This window comes from Microbulbifer discodermiae (genome assembly GCF_040742695.1).
Lineage (GTDB): Bacteria > Pseudomonadota > Gammaproteobacteria > Pseudomonadales > Cellvibrionaceae > Microbulbifer.
Map to the genome: position 1 here is coordinate 1 of NZ_JBFLAB010000069.1, position 16,659 is coordinate 16,659.

The window sequence follows — 16,659 nt, forward strand, 5'->3', positions numbered from 1 at the left end:
CAGTGCACCTGGAATCTGCTGAGAAGTAGATTCCAGGTGAAAAAACAAACAATCTCAGGGTTGTTTTGGTCAAATTCAGGCCCGCACCAGAAAATACTGATACTGCCGTAGCGATTGTTGAGTTATTCAGACGTTCCCTAGCATATTCTGCGCAATTCAAATAAGACAAGAATAGGAAGTTTGTGTATATGATTTAATCTTATCTCTGCTACCATGGTAACGACAAGGCTGTTGCTCTTTCTCCAACTCACGATATACTGCGACATTGCAAGCACAATTGGCTTAGACTATGTGCACGAAATAAATTTAATAACTTAAGCGCAATCAATAGCAGATTAAACTTTTAATCTTACTACTTAAAAATTTAATCAACACAAAAACAGGCTTTATAGTGACCATAATAAAACCAAATCTACTGATGCTTATATTAGTTCTTACGGTTGGACTGCCTTCAATTTCCGATGCATCTGATAATTGCAATTCTTTAGAATCCATTGATTGGATTTTGGGTAGTTGGAGCTCTAAATCTTCTCAGAGAAGTTACAATGAATACTGGAATAAGGTAAGCGAAGAAACTTACGAAGGGTATAGCGAAGTAATATCTACTAGCGGTGAAAAGTCAAGCTATGAATCTCTCAGACTAATTAATATGAATGGTAATATTTTCTATCTTGCAAAAGTTTCTCATAACGACCTGCCAATTGCTTTTAAACTGGTATCCTGCTCAGAATCAACTGTGCAATTTGAAAACCTTAAACACGATTTTCCCAATACTCTAAAATACTCCTATAATGCTGCCGACAAACTCTCTGTGTCAGTCGAAGGGAAAGAAAACAGTGGCTTTAAAATTCAATTTGCTCGCAAATAGCCAATCTTTCCAGGTTTTATACAGGTTATACTGCAGAACTGGAAACCAAGGTAAGTGTTCTGGATCGAGACGTACTATGCCGATTACTAACCTATAATAAAAATGTGCTATCCAGTAAAGACACCGCCGTATAAGCTACAGCGGCGTTAGTTAATCAGGGCATTGCGTCACCCTGTCTTAAATATTATTTAGTTACGTTTATTCCGAATCTTCAGGGAAGCGTATAAGACATCGCCGGGGTGGTGCCTACCACACCGTTACCTATGCAGGGGTTGTCGTCAGGCGGATTGGATGGAATTTCTGCGTTGACAAAGGTAATTTCTCCGGTGGCCTGATTTAGTGTTCCAGTAAGGTCACCAAAGCAGTTTCCGGTAACTCCCTGTGCATCGACATTCTTTATGGTCACCTGATCATTGTCACCGCCTACCATCTCATAGGGAAAGTTTACAAAGACAATCATTGCACAAATTCCACCTGGGTCTGACAGTATCAGTGAGGTGACCTGGGCATTGCCCGCAGCATCTGTATCTATTGTGGCGTTCATATCACACAACAGTGTAATGCCTTTGGAAATCATAAGGGGACTACCCACAGCATTCGCCATGACGATATCCGTAGTACTGACAGGGGACCAGATTTCCGCGTTGACCGCATCCGCAAAGCCTAGAGTGGCAGCCATAGTGAAAGATAGCGCGGTTAATATTTTTTTCATAAACAATTTCTCTCCGGATTAGATGAATATCTGGCAGTGAGCTTGAAAACACGGCCTCCGGGCTGTTTACCTTATTTCCACCCGTCCAACTGAGTGCAATAGTCATCAATATACTTGGCATGAAGAAATTATTTCCTCCTTTTGTCAAGTTATTCTAAACAGATGAAATAACTGGCACAAATTCCGTGTTTTGCAAAATCCTCTGCCAAGTTCGTTATACCTCTAAAGGAAAGCCGTAGCGGGAATAAAGTTCTTTTGCGGGACAGCACATAAAACCAGCACTGTAAAACTATACTCTCCGGACGCAAGGACGCATGGGATTTATACGAAGGGGGATAGCGATAAAAATCTGTCGCCTTTCTATTTTTTCGGAGCATAAATTTCCAAAACCACTCCCTTAAGAATGCTTGGGTTGATATATTACTCCGTTTTTTATCTTTTTTGGCGCCATTTTTTCGACCCTGGAAATAACCCGAAATTTTATACTTGAATCTAATCCTCCATATTTTTCCCCATGTCTTCCCTGCATAAATAAAATTAAAAATTAATTAAATTTAATCTGTTAATTGAAATAAACCCCGAACTCTGTACAAATGAATAGGATTATTGGGCTTTTTAGCATTACTTCATCCGCCAGGCTGATATCTTTGCGCACTGTCATTTTGGCGATTTAACTAAATCCAATATCACTAATATTTGTGGAAGAACCTAGACTATGGCTATACCTTTAAAAACATTAGAAAAGTTAATGGTCGTACCGGCTATTGTATTGTTCGCGCTGATTTCAACTAAAAGTCTGGCAAACAACCGGCTAATGAGCTTCGAGCAACTACTACCGGGTGAAAGTATCAAATCTCCAAACGGTATCTATAAGCTGGAAATGCAATCCGATGGAAACCTCGTTCTCTCTGACGATATTGGTAAAATTCACCTGTGGTCTACCGACACGGCAGGTCATCCAAAGCTTAAAGATAGCAATGGATTCGTAGAAATGTTTGGTCAGGGGGCATTCGGCTTAAGAAGTGCACTTGATACTGATATTCAGATCTATTGGAACTCTCAATCCTGGGGACACCCCGGTGCCCACCTTCGTGTTCAGGACGATGGCAATATGGTTGTCTACAATTCCGATGGACAGCCTGTCTGGGTATCAAACACCTACCAGGGAGATTGCCACTACGAAGATTTTCCCACTTATTTTGGAGACCTGGCCTTTTGTAGTTTTGTCAACATTGATAGCAGTTGTAGCACTACCCAGATTTTTATCTCTGAACGTTTTACTCCAAATTTTGTGGGATCGGCATTGAATTCCTGTACCAGTCGCTTTGAAACCTGTGTTGCCTTTGATCCGACTCCAGGTCCAGCGAAGCCCGTAAGGATCTGCGAAAATTAAAGCTATGTCGCTATAAGTAAAAATTAAAATTCTGTAGCTAACTTTACAGACGTTAGCGGTAGAAACTTCTCTACAAAAAAAAGAAAATAAATTTTTACCTTTGAAAGCTGAAAACTTTCTTGCACAGAAGCCTTGATGGTTAACTACAAGCCTATCCTTTGCCCGTTCCATACGGGCTTTTTTGTCTCCGACAGTTCGGCTCTCATTAAGCCCCCAAAAACACCCTCACCTGGCTTAAGCGAGCGGCGGAGCATCAAGGTATTAGCGCAGCCCTATTGCAGGCAGTTGATCACCTCGACGCGCCCAGGCGATAAACCGCTGGCCCGCGATCATAACCGCCAGTTCTAAAGCCAGTTGGAAATAGCGGTTTACAAAAACAGGCTCCCATGCTATCAATTATCGATAGTTCGCAAATGAACAATAGTCACAATCTGAGATTTCGCGGTGGGTTGTACTACTCTTGTTCGTCAAGCGCCTGGTAGTAAAGAGGCAGTGGTAGCTGGCACTTTGCCCATAGTAGGTTGAGGCAACCATGATGATCAATAAATACTCATTTCTCTCGCTGCTGGCTGGAGGGATTTCCGCCTATTACCCGGCTGTCACATTGGCCCAACCCCTCGGCGACCCTTTGGTTGACGCTATCTGTACCGCCTGTCACAACAGCGCAACTGTACGCAATAGCAGCGGCTATTCCGCCGCTGACTGGGCCCAGCTGACTTCCCATATGATCAACCTTTCTGCGGCCCCTGAGCAGCAGCGCGCCATCACCGATTACTTGGCTAAAAACTTCCCCCCCAGCAAGCGCCTGAACCCCCAACTGGCACCGGGTGATTTGACCCTTAGCGTGCGGGAGTGGCAGGTCCCTACCCTAGGCCAGCGTCCACGGGATCCCATCCAGGCAGTTGATGGCACCATCTGGTGGGTTGGCCAGTGGGGCAATATTCTCGGCCGACTCAATCCCGAGACCGGCGAGATGAAGGAGTACAAGCTTCCCGCTGGAGCCAAACCCCATACAGTCACGCTGGATGCTGAAGGCCGCCCCTGGTATACGGGTAACAAAAATGCCACCGTCGGCTATGTGGAACCGGATACTGGCAAAGTGGTTGAGTTCCCCATGCCGGACCCCAGTGCCAAGGACCCACACTCGGCTATTTTCGACAGCAATGGAAAATTGTGGTTTACCTTGCAGCACAGCAACCAGGTTGGCAGATTGGACCCAAAAAGCGGCAAGATTGACCTGGTTGTGCTGCCCAGGCCCAATTCCCGCCCCTACGGCATCAAAATCGCCCCCGATGGCACCGTTTGGGTTGCGTGCAACGGCCAGAACTGCCTGATCGCACTGGATCCGGATACCATGGCTATCGAGGAAGTTCAATTGCCGGACCCTGCAACACGCACCCGACGACTGGCAGTGGACCAGGAGGGGCAGGTTTGGTTCGTCAATTCCTCGCTGGGCCGGCTGGGCCGCTATCAGCCCAAAACCGGCGAAATCAAAGAGTGGCCGACCCCCAGTGGTAAAGATTCACACCCCTATGCCATTGCTATTGCCGATGGCGCCATCTGGTTCAACGAATCCAGCCGCCGACCGGAAACCCTGGTGCGGTTTGATCCTGCGACTGAAAAATTTCAAAGTTGGGTAGTGGAATCCGGTGGCGTCAAGGCGGGCCTGATCCGACATATGCGTGCCAGTAACCATGGGCTTGTGGCTCACCAGACTGCCACTAACAGCCTGCTGGAAATACGCTGGGATGTAGCTGAAAACTCCAGTGACTAACCTTCACTTTTGGAGGCGCGAGTCCTCTACAAAAGATTGTTCCCGGATAAATTCTGGTTTTGGTGCCTGTCAACTATTGGAGAGTTGCATCAACAAACCAAGCACCGACTTGATTCCATCCCGCTCTACTCCTCGCTGGGGTAAAAAAGTTTCCTGTTAGATTGAAGAAGTTTCTCGACACACTCTTGGAGGTATTTCACTGTGCTCAATAAATTATTTGGGGCCTTTGTGTTCATATTGTCAATCACAGTCGGAGCGCTTCCGACTCATGCAGAGGATGCTGGCATGAAGCCTAAACCCAAAGTCATTATATTTGATGTTAATGAAACCCTGCTCGACCTTGCACCCCTAAAAGAATCCGTTGGTGCTGCATTGGGGGGACGTGAGGATCTGCTGCCATTGTGGTTTTCGACCATGCTCCACTATTCTCTGGCGGAGACCCTGAGTGACGAATACCACGATTTTGGAGAAATCGGGGTTGCCGCATTGATGATGGTGGCGGAAGCCCAGGGAGTTAACCTAACCTATGAGGAGGCCAAGACCGCAATCGTTACCCCCTTGGGTTCACTGCCACCCCATGCGGATGTAAAGCCGGGCCTGAAGACTTTGTCGAAAGGTGACTATAAGATCGTCAGCCTGACTAATTCCTCTTTCAAAGGTGTGGAAACGCAATTTAAAAACGCCGGGTTGACCGATTTTTTTGACAAGCGGTATAGCGTAGAGGCGGTAAGAAAATACAAACCTCATCCGGATACCTATAGAATGGTACTGAAGGATATGGGCGTAAAACCCGCAGAGGCAATGCTGGTTGCGGCGCATCCATGGGATTTGATGGGCGCAAAAAATGTGGGATTGCAAACCGTTTTTGTCGCCCGCCCCGATAAACCGCTATATCCGAATATGACCGCTCCAGACTATGTTGTAAAAGACATACAGGAGCTTGCGACTATCCTTACAGCACAAAATGATTAACCCGACAATTCAATAAGTTGCCGGGTTTATGCCGCACAGGGATGTGTCGCCGTTGGTAGGAGATTGATTGGAGCTTTCCTAACTCTGCGCCTCGAATTCATCTATCCGCAATTTCGCGGTGCCATCTTTTTGCAATACCCAAAGCTCTTTGGTGATAACTCCCTTTGCCTTGTTCATCTTCCACCCAGAGGACAATATTGCACTGTTGTCGTCAATAATTTCTATCTCAGGATTGATATATTCCACGTCGCAGAAACCATCATCGATCAGTTTTTGCCAAAACACCCTGATTTCCTCTGTACCGCGAAATTCACCAAATGGTTTCGCCGTCATTACCGCATCTGCTTCATATTGCGACGCACAACCCTCAGCGTTTCCAGAATTAAATGCCGCCTTCCATTTTTCGCTGGCTACTTTTAGAGCATGCAACACATCTTTACGTTGTTCTTCCATAACCTTAAAACCTCCAGTAAATTAATCGCTGCCCAACACTCAAATGATTTGATACGTCTTGGTCATTGGATCACTGTTATCTCAGTTAGTGTGAACAGGCCCTAGTTCAAAATCAAATCGGCGCTGCAGTCTACATAGAGAAATACCACTAATCCAGTGCTGCCATCAGAGATAAGGAAATTATACCAGGACAAACCCCGCACAATGAAAGATGAGTATTGCGTCAACCTCACATTAGAGGGTTCGATTCGGCCAGATATGCGAAGTAGCAACTGGCACTTGTAATCAATTCACCAACACGAAAACATATACACTTTGGTAGTGATCCTGCATCAATTGGCTATCATCCTTAAAACCCCGCGCAATTACGCGGAATCGCCTGCTTTTCAAGGGCTTGCGGCGGCCTCTACCCGTCGGCGGCACATCCTTGTATCCTACCAACCCGGCAGCTCAATAAGTTTCCGGGTTCATAGTGAGAACCAAGACTAAAACGTACACCCCACTAGCAGGTTGTTGAAAAAGGCATCCTGCCTGTTTCAAAACACGAAAAGCGAAAAATGTGATTTTTACTTTTCTCCCAAAATCAACGACTTAGACGTCGCCGATTTTGCCGGAACATCCATGTTCCGGTACCAGGCGTCGAAATTCTTAGAATTTCAACAGACTGCTAGGGGAAGCTGCCCGGCTGCGGTCCCAAGAGGCGCAGGCCGTTTTTAAGCCGGCCGAAAAGCCGCGGAATATCTTCGGCGAACATCAGGTAGAGACAGGGAACCAGTAACAGGGAAATAGCTGTGGCCGCCAGTATCCCGTAACCCAGTGAAATCGCCATAGGAATCATAAAGCGCGCCTGTACCGAGGATTCGAAAATCATGGGCATCAGGCCACAAAAGGTAGTAACCGTGGTCAATATAATAGGGCGAAAACGGCGTGTGGCAGCGCGTTTGATGGCACTGTCGAGATCCACTCCCTCCCTGCGCAGGTGATTGCTGTACTCTATCATCACCAGGGTATCGTTGATCACCACCCCGGCCAGCGCCACCATACCCAACAGGCTCACCATGCTGAGCCCATAGCCCATAACCAAGTGCCCCAGCACAGCGCCGATGACACCGAAGGGAATGGCGACCATCACGATCAGTGGCTGCAAGTAACTTTTCAGGGGAATGGCCAACAACAGATAGAGCACCGCCATGGTCAGCAGGAGGTTCAATCTCAGGGAGGCCAGCCCCTCCCGCTCGTCCGCCTGGCGCCCTTCGTAAGAAATACTGAGACCGGGAAATTCCATCCGCATCTGCGGAATCACACTGCGGTCCAGTTCATTGATCACCAGCGCCGCCTGATCGCTGGGCTCCACATTAGCGGAAACGGTAAGTACCCGCCGGCCCTGGCGGCGATTGATGGTCGCATAGGCCCGCCCCCGATCCACTTTGACCAGGTCCGGGAGAGGCATCCACTGGCCATTGCTGGCACGAATCATGATGCTGGACACATCTTCCATACTGACCCTTTCACTCTCCGGTAACCGCACCATCACCTTGACCTGGTCGCGGCCACGCTGCTGCCGCAGAGCCTCGGCACCGTAGAGGGCCGCGCGCAACTGCCGGCCAATTTCCTCAGCGGAGAGGCCCAGGCTTCTGGCGGTCTCTGTCAGGGTCAGATCCAGCTGCGACTTGCCCTGTGAAATGCCCAAATCAATATCACTGACATTGGGAAACTTCTCCAGCTCCTTCCCGAGACGCAGAGCCGCGCGCTCCAGCGTATCCGTATCGATATGTCGCAACTCCACCGTAAGAGAGGCCCCAGCGCCGGGGCCACCCCGGTCAGCGGCCGTTGTGGCGCTGAGCGCTCCGGCAACAGGGCCCGCCTCCCTCCGCCACTTGCGGACAAACTCCCCCGTGGAAAAAGAGCGCTGGTCCGAGGGGACGAAGTAGGCATCCACATATACGGAATCATTGCGAATCAAGCCGCGAATGCCTAAAAATACCCGCTCGCGGTCGTATTCCTGCAGTACCCGGTCAGCCGCACCCATTATCTGGCGGCGCGCTTTTTCCAGTTGCTGCTCCGCAGTACCGATGGGAAATATCACCTGGAAGCGACCGGAATCCCGCTCCACCCGCGGCATCAGGGTAAACCCCATGCGGCCGCTTGCTGCGTAGCCGGTCACTACCAATAAAGCGGATACTGCCACTGCAATAGTGCTGTAGCGGTGGCGCACACACAAATCGAGAAAGGGTCGGAAGTGCCTGTGTACAAAGCGGTCCAGCCCCCGAGCCAGGCTTCTCTGGCGCGCGGCAAAACGGCGCGCTCTGCGGCTTTTGTAACCGCGGCGGGAATGCGCCAAATGCGCCGGGAGGATGAACAGTGCCTCAGCCCAGGAGATTACAAACACCGAAGCCACCACCAGGGGAATCACGCCAAAAATCTTGCCCATAAATCCCGGCAATGCCATCAGCGGAATAAAAGCGACAATATTGGTGAGGATGGCGAAGGTCAGCGGCACCGCCACCTGCCGGGCTCCGGCCACGGCAGCGTGTAGGTTGCTGTAGCCTTTTTGCCGCCACTCATGGATATTTTCCCCCGCGATGATCGCATCATCCACCACAATACCGAGGGCGATAATAAACGCGAACATACTCATCATATTCACGGAGATATCGAGCCCCGGAAGGAACAGCAGGGCCCCCAGAAAACTGATGGGGATGCCCAGGGTAACCCAAAATGCCAGGCGCAGTTCGAGGAATGCACCCAGCACCACAAATACCAGCAGGAGCCCGATAAAACCGTTTTTGAGCAACAGTGACAAGCGCTCCTCAAACACTTCGGAGTCGTCGTCGCGGATACTGAGAGTCACGCCCGGTGGCAGGCTCTTCTCCAGCTCTGCAATCACCTCCCTGGCCGCGGAGCTGACACTCATGGGGGTCTGGTCGCCGACGCGAAATATCCTGATGCTCACCGCCGGCTCTCCGTTAAAGAGCATGCTGCGCGCTTCATCCACCAGGGCATCACTGACAGTGGCGATATCGCCCAGATGCACTATGCCACCGCCGCTACCATGAGCTACCACAATGTCTCTAAATTCGTCGGCCCAATCCCTTCTCTCGGTGACCCGAACCAGAATTTCACCGGCACTGGATTTCACTCCACCCGCCGGCACATCCACAGCCTCATTGCGAACCAGTGCCGCCACGCCCGCCAGGGTGAGGCCGTAGCGGCGCAAGTCGTCGCGGTGCACCTCCACCGCCACCTCCAGATCGCGTACCCCGGAAGTTTCCAACTGGGTAATTTCCGGGTGCGCCTCCAGCTTGTCGTAAACCTGCATGGCGACTGCGCGAAGATCCTGCTCATCGAGGTTGCCATGCACCACCAGATCCATCACATCCCGTTTGCGCTCGGCGAGACTGACTTGGGGCCGCTCGATATCCGAAGGGAAGGTTGTTACCCGGTCAATCGCCTGTTGGACATCCTGGTATACCTGGTTGGCATTGGCATCTCCCTCTAATTCCAGAGTCAGGGAGGCGCTGCCCTCTGAGGCCACACTGCGCATTTGTTTGATACCCACAATACCCTGCACCGCCTGCTCGGCAGCTACCAGGACTCCCCGCTCAACTTCCTCTGGGCTGGCACCGGGATAAGAAATGGAAACGCTGACAATATCCAGACTGAACTCCGGGAAGACTTCTTTTTTCACCACAAAAGAAAAAATCAGCCCACCCACAAGAAACACCAACATCAACAGATTGGCGGTCACGTGGTTGCGCGCCATCCAGGCAATGGGGCCAGAGCGAGTATCGACTTCCGGAGTAGCCCCTTTAAGATCCGTCATTCGCCCCTCCGCTATCCCCAGCTGCGGCCTTCTTTTCCATCTGGTTTGGCGTGGATGCCACTGTGTCGCGCGGTTTCCGTTTGCTGTCGGCGGCAATGCGCACCGGCATGCCCTCTGATACATTCACCAACCGCGTGGTAATCAGGCTCTCGCCACCGTGCAATCCCTGCTCCAACAGGGCATATTCATCGCTCATGTAGGCCACTTTTACCGGCAAAATCAGCGTCCTGTTGTCCCTGACTACCCACACATTGTCGCCGTCCTGCAGGGCGGTAAGGGGAATTCGGACCCTTTCACTCTCGCTCCGGGAGACAAGCTCCACTCTGGCAAGATCGTTCAACAGCAGTTGCGGCTGGCCCGGGTCTCGCACGGACAGGGGATCTTCCAGTTCAACCAACACGCTGGCGAGTCGGCCCTGCTCTTCCAGCATCGGTATCACACGCACAAACTCACCGCGTCGGTAGACACCCTGCGGCCATTGACTGCCATAGATACGCACTTCAATCTCTGCGTTATTCAGCCGGTGCAGTTGTGCCGCCGGCACTTCCACCGCTATCTGGAACCGATCGGCGCTGGCCAGTCGATAGAGAATGTTCCCCGGCGCTACGCGATCGCCGATATTGACATCCCGCGCCACTACCAGTGCTGTGAAGGGCGAACGAATGCGGGTAAGGCGCAGATCTCGCTCTGCCAGGCTTACATTTACCTCCGCCGACTCGACCCGTGCCCTTGCGACCGCCAGTTGTGGCTCGCGCAGCACCAGGGCACGATCCGCCTGGGGCAGAGAAGTACCCAGCAACTCATACTCCTCCAGCGCCACCTGCTGCTGGCCCTGCTCCTGTTGCAGTTCCGCGCGGCGCTCGGCGAGATTGCTGCGCGCTGTCTGTAACGCCAATTGGTAGGGTTCCTCCTCGATACGCAGCAATGCCTGGCCGCTTGGCAGTATGGCGCCCTCTCCCAGATCATAATCCAGCCACTCTACCCTGCCCTGAACCTGAGGCTGCAGTTCTGTCAGCTCTCGCGCTGAAACCTTGCCGAGTGCGCTGAGAGTCACAGGAAACCGGCCAGTCTCCGCCACTGCCACATCCACGACGGGCGGTGGGGAGCTATGTTCGCCGCGCGTCACAGTGGGCTTCTCCCGCAACAGCCAGGCGGAAACCTGAAATGCGCTCACCAGCAATACTATTGGCACCAGCAGGCGCCAATTGAATTTCTTCAGCATCAACTATTCCCCTCCAGATACTGCTCCACAGGTTCGGGGGTGGGAAGGTCCTCCTGGGGGACTCCCCCTGAGAGTGCGCGGTACAGCACCACACGGTTTTCAATTACCTGGCGCTCGACCGCAAGCACCTGTCGCGCCAGGTTCTGTTGTTCAGTGGTTGCGGTGAGCACATTGAGAAAATCCACCGCGCCGCGGGCATAGGCGCGATTGCGGCGCTGGGCAATTAGATTCGATAGGCGTTCGCGCTCGCGCAAATGTTCCAATTCCTGTAGCAGCGCATGTTCGCGAATCAGGGTCAGCTCCACCTCAGACAACGCCTGATTTACGGTACTGCGATACAGTGACCAACGCTCCTGTACCGCGGCCGCCTGTTGATCCTGTGCCGAAGCCAAGGCACCGCCATCAAAGATCACACCTTCCAGGGAGGCCGCAACAGCCATCAGCCAGTTTTCAGTGATATCACTGATCAGGCTGGTCCCATTGCTGGCGACTGCCGAGAGACTCAGCACCGGCAGCCGGTCTGCCCAGGCCTGGTCCGCCAGGTGATAACCCTGTAACAGGCTCTGCTGGGCTGCGCTCACATCCGGGCGACGCAGCAACAGTTGCGAGGGAATACCGGTGTCCGGCAGGGCCGGCAGCGATGGTAGGTCCGGGACCTGGTGAATATATTCCTGGAGTTGCGCCTCACCGGTTCCCAGCAACGCCGCCAGCTGTACTTTGAGCGACTCGATATCAGCCTCCGCCTGTTCCAGTTCATGCTGCGACTGCTGCACCAGCTGGCGCTGTTGCAACACGTCAGCGGCATCGCTGACACCACGTCCAAAACGCAATTCCAATACTTGCAATGTCTTGCGGTTGGTTTGCAACTGCTGTTCAAGCAGTGCCCGCTGGCCCCAGGTTTCCCGCAGTTGCAACCATGTGGCGGATACCTCCGCAGCCAGGCTCAGGGCGGCGGTCTGCAGGTTTTGCGCCCGCTCCAGGAATCCCGCCTCAGCGGCATTGGCACCGGCAGCGACCCGCCCCCACAGATCCACTTCATAACTGGCGGCAACACGCGTGCTCCAGCTGCCACCCTGGTCGGATTCGCTGGTGAAGTCACCAGAGGAATATCGCTGCTGCGTATGCTCAGTCTGGGCTGTCACCCTGGGCCAAAGTCCGGAGCTGGCGCCACGAGCCGCTGCGGCGGCCTGCTCCAGGCGCCAGTAACTGGCCTGGATATCCGGATTGTCCTTTAGCGCGACCAGCACCAGCTGGTCCAGCTGCGGATCGCCAAAGCTGCGCCACCAGCGCAATTCCGGGGCAACACTGCCGGAAGTACGAAATTTCTGCGGCAGGGTGGACACTGCCTGTGGCGGCTTTGTGTGGGCTATATGAGATGAGCAGCTTGTAAGGAATGGGATACAGATTGCCAAAGCGCGGTAAAAATGCAAAAACATCACCCCAATCAGTGAATTGAGCACATAAGTGTGGAGATTTATTGCGTGCATTATCTCGTCGTCAATTCACACCGCAAGGCGATTTACTCTTGTTTACACGGAGACGCAAAAGTTTGACGGGAGCATAAGTCGTATTTGGGCCAATAGTTTATTGACCTATCAAATTAGGTTGCGGGGCTAATGGAATCGAAGGAGCTGCCTTCTCTGGAAGCAGCTATTCCGCCACTACCAGTATATGGGCAGCATCTGCGGCAATCGGCATTGGCAGGCAACTGGATACTCCACCACCCTTTACTTTGATCATTGGCCCGGCCGAAGCACTGTCCTTAAAAATGAACACCCGATAGTTCCTCGCAGGCAAATGGCGCAGGCACAATTGACCCAAAGCGCCCGGGGCCTCCGCCCCGCCCTGGCGGAACTCCACCCGCGGCTTCACATGAAGCTCTATCCGTGCAGATGTGGACACCGACACATCCCCAGCGGCTGGCGGACAACTGGTTGCGAACCCCATTACCGGCAATCCGGCCATAGCCATCAGTGCGCGACGGCTCCGGATTGCACTCCCGATTTCCCAGAGGCCACTCATGCGCGGTTACCGCTCGACATTGACACTTCTCAGTGTAGCCGGGGGGGTTGCGGCATTATCCGCCGGGTACAGGCACAAAAATCATTTTCGACCCGACTTGCAACCGGAGGTGGAGCGACTATTTTTCCATTATTAGCCTGGAAACCGGCATGTCCCCGGTTTCAGGCAAAACGGCTCTCGGAGGTGCAGCCTGCCGCTCCGACTTTTTTTAAACGAGTCCGGAAACAGGCCTTGGCAGCTCCAGACTGACGGGGCCAAAAGTGACGGGATCCCACCACGGTGCTAAGCACATCCGCTGCTCAAGATATGCAAATTTGGCCCTGCTGTTACCGGGGAAAACTCAATGCCCACTGATTGTGACGTTGTGGTGGTGGGTGCGGGTATTCAGGGTGCCGGCGTGGCGGAAGCCCTGTCGGCTGCCGGCCATTCAGTGGTGATTCTGGAGCAGGCGGGTGTGGCCGCAGCCACATCCTCCCGCTCTTCCAAGCTGATTCACGGCGGTCTGCGCTATCTGGAAAGCGCTCAATTCAACCTAGTCTACGAATGCCTGCGGGAGCGCCGCTGGCTACTGGCCAACAAACCCCAGCTGGTTCGTATGGTGCCGTTTTATATTCCGGTGTACCGCCACAGCCAACGCCCAGCCTGGCTGGTGAGACTGGGGCTGACTCTCTACGCACTGCTGGCGGGAGTCACCAGCGGCCAATCGCGCTTTCGCTCCATACCCCGCCGGGAATGGGATTCACTGGCGGGACTGGACACCCACAACCTAGTCTCAGTCTACCGCTATTACGACGCCCAAACCGACGATGCCGCCCTTACCCGTGACGTGATGGAAGCCGCCATCGGCAGTGGTGCCCGACTGATCTGCCCCGGTGCCCTACTGGGCGCAGAGCTCACCAGCAGCGAAGTACGTGTGGATTTTGTGGCGGAAGGTCAGCTCAACACGCTGCACACCCGTGTATTAGTGAACTGCTGCGGCCCCTGGGTGGCTGCCACAAACGACCTTTGCACACCGAGGCTGAACCTGCCGGAGCTGGAATTGGTGGCCGGCGCACATATCGAACTGCCTGTATCTCTCGGCGAAAAGATCTTTTATGTGGAGGCCGAGGATGGCCGGGCTGTATTCGTCATGCCCTGGCAGGGTCACATCCTGGTGGGCACCACTGAACGCAAGTACACCGGCGACCCCCGCGACGTGGCCCCCACGGAGGAGGAAAAAGCTTACCTGCTACAAACCGTGCAGCAATACTTCCCTATGACCCGCAACCTCAAGATATCCAATATCTGCGAAAGTTTTGCCGGGTTGCGGGTACTGCCTAAATCCAGCGACAATCCCTTCTCGCGCCCAAGGGACACCATCATCTGCTGCGACGACCTCAAACGGCCGCGCATCCTAGCGGTTGCAGGCGGGAAACTCACCAGTTATCGTGCCACTGCCCACACGATAGTCAAAAAATTGCACAAGACTCTTTCGATCTCTGCACCCAAGCCTTAGTTCCCTTTACACATGACTGCACGAAATAAAATTTAGAAAACTTAGCGCTACCAGAACCATTCCTGAATACGCAACTTCTGTAGGAATCTGGCCTATCCGGAACCGAACTCCAATATTTCTTACGCCACTTCGCGAAGAAGGAATATATTTTCGATTGAATCCGTAAGTGCAAATCAAGCGGTCGGAATGGAGAGCAGGCTGCGGTAACAGGAATTCTTCTCCCACCCGTCTTTCCTGCTTAGTATTTATTCATGCCTAAAAGTTATTGGTCTCCTGATATTGACAGAAAATCCATTTATATCCTTACGAAAAATACAGCTCTCGGGGCTGTTCTTGGCAGACGTTAAATACAAAAAATAAAATAAGGTACTGCTCTGCATTTTATATATGATAACAGAAGTCATATAGGCAGGGTCAGCCACTCCTTCCGAGAGCCCTGACAGCTTATACTTTCTGCAATCGGGAAATGCCATAAATATGACATGCATAATGGCACTAGAAATCTTATTCCAGCGAAATAACCATTCGACAAGAAGGGGTTAAAGCCATTTAATTTAAGAAAAGCTATAAAAACTAATTTATATCCTATACTCATCGCTCCTAAAAAACATAAAGGATAGAAAAATGAAAATTATGCCCCTATCTGTATTTCTGTTTATTAGCGTTATTGCGACATCAATATCATCCCATGCCAACGCAAACCCCACCTTGGAGTTGAAAGCCAATCAAACTTTTTCGAAAACCATTGCCGATAACAAACGTCTCTTGGCTAGGCAATTTGCTGATTCATATGCCACTGCCAATTTAGCCTTGAAGCATTATATCAATCATCGTGACTTATCGGTCAGCACCGATAAAATTTATCAAACAAATAAAAAACTATTGAATAGAAGCAACCAGATGATTCGCATCGCCAAGGGTCTAAACTCCAGCGGGGAGAATCTGATACAACTGCGTATTGCCAGCAAGCAAATGATTCCGGCCTGGAAAAATGGCTCAGACCCGCTTTTTGCGTTTTCTCCCGAGGGGGATGAGAAGCAATGGACCGGTATCGAGGCATTTGATACAGATGGCAATGTACATTTTTTAGATGTGTATACGCTACCCACACGACCCGTGTTTATTGTGGAGCTCGATGGCAGGAAAGCATTGCGGGAAGGCCTGGAGGTAATGCGCAATCTCTTTTCCGCAAGGGAAGGGGAACTGTCCCGCTCAAGTATACTGGAAACAGGTTTTACCGAACCGCTATCCACCACTGTCCTAAAACATATCCGCCTCGAGAATGATGAGGAGCCATGGATACTTGGCAAGGCCGAAGTTTATGCCGTAACTAATGGAATAAGTCCTTCCAGAGATGAGCCGGTTTTAGATGTTGTCGACATGCCCTATCTCGATCACGACGGCGTTGATTACTACCCAAATCAAATACTGTTTTTCTGGGACCGCTACCGCTGGCAGGCTGCGGACGCGATCCTAATGGAACACGATGACAATACCAACTTCAAAGAGATCGCCAGTAATTTACTTGAAATCGCTGCGCAAATCCTCCAATCCATCCCCTCGCCGGATGTGCAGGGATACGCTATTATCGCAATTATTACCAATGGAATTTTAGAGGCACTACCGGACGAGTGGTTTATCAATAACGATGATTATGTAGACAGCTTTTATACCACCTTTGAGAATCAGGAATACACTAACCGCAGAGGCGCCAGAAACAATGCAACTGTCACCCTTAAGCCGTTAACAATTGATCCAAGATAAGTATTTAGCTCAAGGATATCTAGGGCCTGTTAACACTAATTTTGATAAAATCTGCGTTTATGGAAATCACAAAATCGCAATTCAAAATTATCGAACACCTGCTGCCTTTACAGCGAGGTAACGTCAAAATACCGAATATACAGGTCATAAACGCTGTTTTG

12 protein-coding genes are annotated in these 16,659 nt (G+C 51.6%); 6 read left to right on the forward strand and 6 right to left on the reverse strand.

The genetic code is table 11. The annotated features are described in order from the left end of the window. Positions 1-391 precede the first annotated feature (391 nt). A complete protein-coding gene (locus AB1S50_RS17170; protein WP_367152293.1) occupies positions 392-868 on the forward strand; it encodes a DUF6265 family protein in 477 nt (158 codons plus the stop codon). 211 nt (positions 869-1,079) lie between these two features. Here the strand turns inward: AB1S50_RS17170 and AB1S50_RS17175 are convergent, their stop codons facing one another. Continuing rightward, positions 1,080-1,580, reverse strand: a complete 501-nt coding sequence (locus AB1S50_RS17175) for a hypothetical protein (RefSeq protein ID WP_367152294.1) — start codon at positions 1,578-1,580, stop codon at positions 1,080-1,082. 715 nt (positions 1,581-2,295) lie between these two features. Here AB1S50_RS17175 and AB1S50_RS17180 point away from each other — a divergent pair. The 3 genes from AB1S50_RS17180 (at position 2,296) to AB1S50_RS17190 (ending at position 5,719) form a co-directional block, all read left to right on the forward strand. Then, the gene (locus AB1S50_RS17180) at positions 2,296-2,973 is read left to right on the forward strand and encodes a hypothetical protein (RefSeq protein ID WP_367152296.1); all 678 of its coding nucleotides are present in this window, start codon (positions 2,296-2,298) and stop codon (positions 2,971-2,973) included. A 532-nt stretch (positions 2,974-3,505) separates the two neighbouring features. Then, complete coding sequence (locus AB1S50_RS17185; RefSeq protein ID WP_367152297.1) at positions 3,506-4,747, forward strand: Vgb family protein; 1,242 nt, start codon at positions 3,506-3,508, stop codon at positions 4,745-4,747. 201 nt (positions 4,748-4,948) lie between these two features. Further along, complete coding sequence (locus tag AB1S50_RS17190; protein WP_367152299.1) at positions 4,949-5,719, forward strand: haloacid dehalogenase type II; 771 nt, start codon at positions 4,949-4,951, stop codon at positions 5,717-5,719. A gap of 78 nt (positions 5,720-5,797) precedes the next feature. On the opposite strand, the gene AB1S50_RS17195 is transcribed toward AB1S50_RS17190, so the two are convergent. The 5 genes from AB1S50_RS17195 to AB1S50_RS17215 all read right to left on the reverse strand — a co-directional run bounded on the left by AB1S50_RS17195 (position 5,798) and on the right by AB1S50_RS17215 (position 13,239). Next, complete coding sequence (locus AB1S50_RS17195) at positions 5,798-6,172, reverse strand: nuclear transport factor 2 family protein (protein WP_367152301.1); 375 nt, start codon at positions 6,170-6,172, stop codon at positions 5,798-5,800. Positions 6,173-6,839: 667 nt separating this feature from the next. After that, positions 6,840-9,995 carry an efflux RND transporter permease subunit gene (locus AB1S50_RS17200; RefSeq protein ID WP_367152304.1) on the reverse strand — a complete coding sequence of 1,052 codons (3,156 nt, stop codon included), beginning with the start codon at positions 9,993-9,995 and terminating at the stop codon, positions 6,840-6,842. Next, positions 9,982-11,217, reverse strand: a complete 1,236-nt coding sequence (locus AB1S50_RS17205; RefSeq protein WP_367152306.1) for an efflux RND transporter periplasmic adaptor subunit — start codon at positions 11,215-11,217, stop codon at positions 9,982-9,984. The genes AB1S50_RS17200 and AB1S50_RS17205 overlap by 14 nt, the downstream gene beginning before the upstream one ends. Further along, positions 11,217-12,560 carry an efflux transporter outer membrane subunit gene (locus AB1S50_RS17210; RefSeq protein WP_367152307.1) on the reverse strand — a complete coding sequence of 448 codons (1,344 nt, stop codon included), beginning with the start codon at positions 12,558-12,560 and terminating at the stop codon, positions 11,217-11,219. Before AB1S50_RS17210 ends, AB1S50_RS17205 begins: the two co-directional genes overlap by 1 nt. 307 nt (positions 12,561-12,867) lie before the next feature. Continuing rightward, positions 12,868-13,239 carry a hypothetical protein gene (locus AB1S50_RS17215; protein WP_367152309.1) on the reverse strand — a complete coding sequence of 124 codons (372 nt, stop codon included), beginning with the start codon at positions 13,237-13,239 and terminating at the stop codon, positions 12,868-12,870. 343 nt (positions 13,240-13,582) lie between these two features. On the opposite strand from AB1S50_RS17215, the gene AB1S50_RS17220 reads away from it, so the two are divergent. After that, on the forward strand, positions 13,583-14,734 hold the full coding sequence (locus tag AB1S50_RS17220) for a glycerol-3-phosphate dehydrogenase/oxidase (RefSeq protein ID WP_367152311.1): 1,152 nt from the start codon (positions 13,583-13,585) through the stop codon (positions 14,732-14,734). 624 nt (positions 14,735-15,358) lie between these two features. Continuing rightward, positions 15,359-16,498, forward strand: a complete 1,140-nt coding sequence (locus AB1S50_RS17225) for a DUF3103 family protein (RefSeq protein WP_367152313.1) — start codon at positions 15,359-15,361, stop codon at positions 16,496-16,498. Positions 16,499-16,659 lie beyond the last annotated feature (161 nt).

What these genes read in the sequence shown, in the direction of transcription:
- AB1S50_RS17175 (WP_367152294.1), bottom strand. Translation starts at nt 1,580, where the DNA reads ATGAAAAAAATATTAACCGCGCTATCTTTCACTATGGCTGCCACTCTA.
- AB1S50_RS17180 (WP_367152296.1), top strand. Translation starts at nt 2,296, where the DNA reads ATGGCTATACCTTTAAAAACATTAGAAAAGTTAATGGTCGTACCGGCT.
- AB1S50_RS17185 (WP_367152297.1), top strand. Translation starts at nt 3,506, where the DNA reads ATGATGATCAATAAATACTCATTTCTCTCGCTGCTGGCTGGAGGGATT.
- AB1S50_RS17195 (WP_367152301.1), bottom strand. Translation starts at nt 6,172, where the DNA reads ATGGAAGAACAACGTAAAGATGTGTTGCATGCTCTAAAAGTAGCCAGC.
- AB1S50_RS17200 (WP_367152304.1), bottom strand. Translation starts at nt 9,995, where the DNA reads ATGACGGATCTTAAAGGGGCTACTCCGGAAGTCGATACTCGCTCTGGC.
- AB1S50_RS17205 (WP_367152306.1), bottom strand. Translation starts at nt 11,217, where the DNA reads ATGCTGAAGAAATTCAATTGGCGCCTGCTGGTGCCAATAGTATTGCTG.
- AB1S50_RS17215 (WP_367152309.1), bottom strand. Translation starts at nt 13,239, where the DNA reads ATGAGTGGCCTCTGGGAAATCGGGAGTGCAATCCGGAGCCGTCGCGCA.
- AB1S50_RS17220 (WP_367152311.1), top strand. Translation starts at nt 13,583, where the DNA reads ATGCCCACTGATTGTGACGTTGTGGTGGTGGGTGCGGGTATTCAGGGT.
- AB1S50_RS17225 (WP_367152313.1), top strand. Translation starts at nt 15,359, where the DNA reads ATGAAAATTATGCCCCTATCTGTATTTCTGTTTATTAGCGTTATTGCG.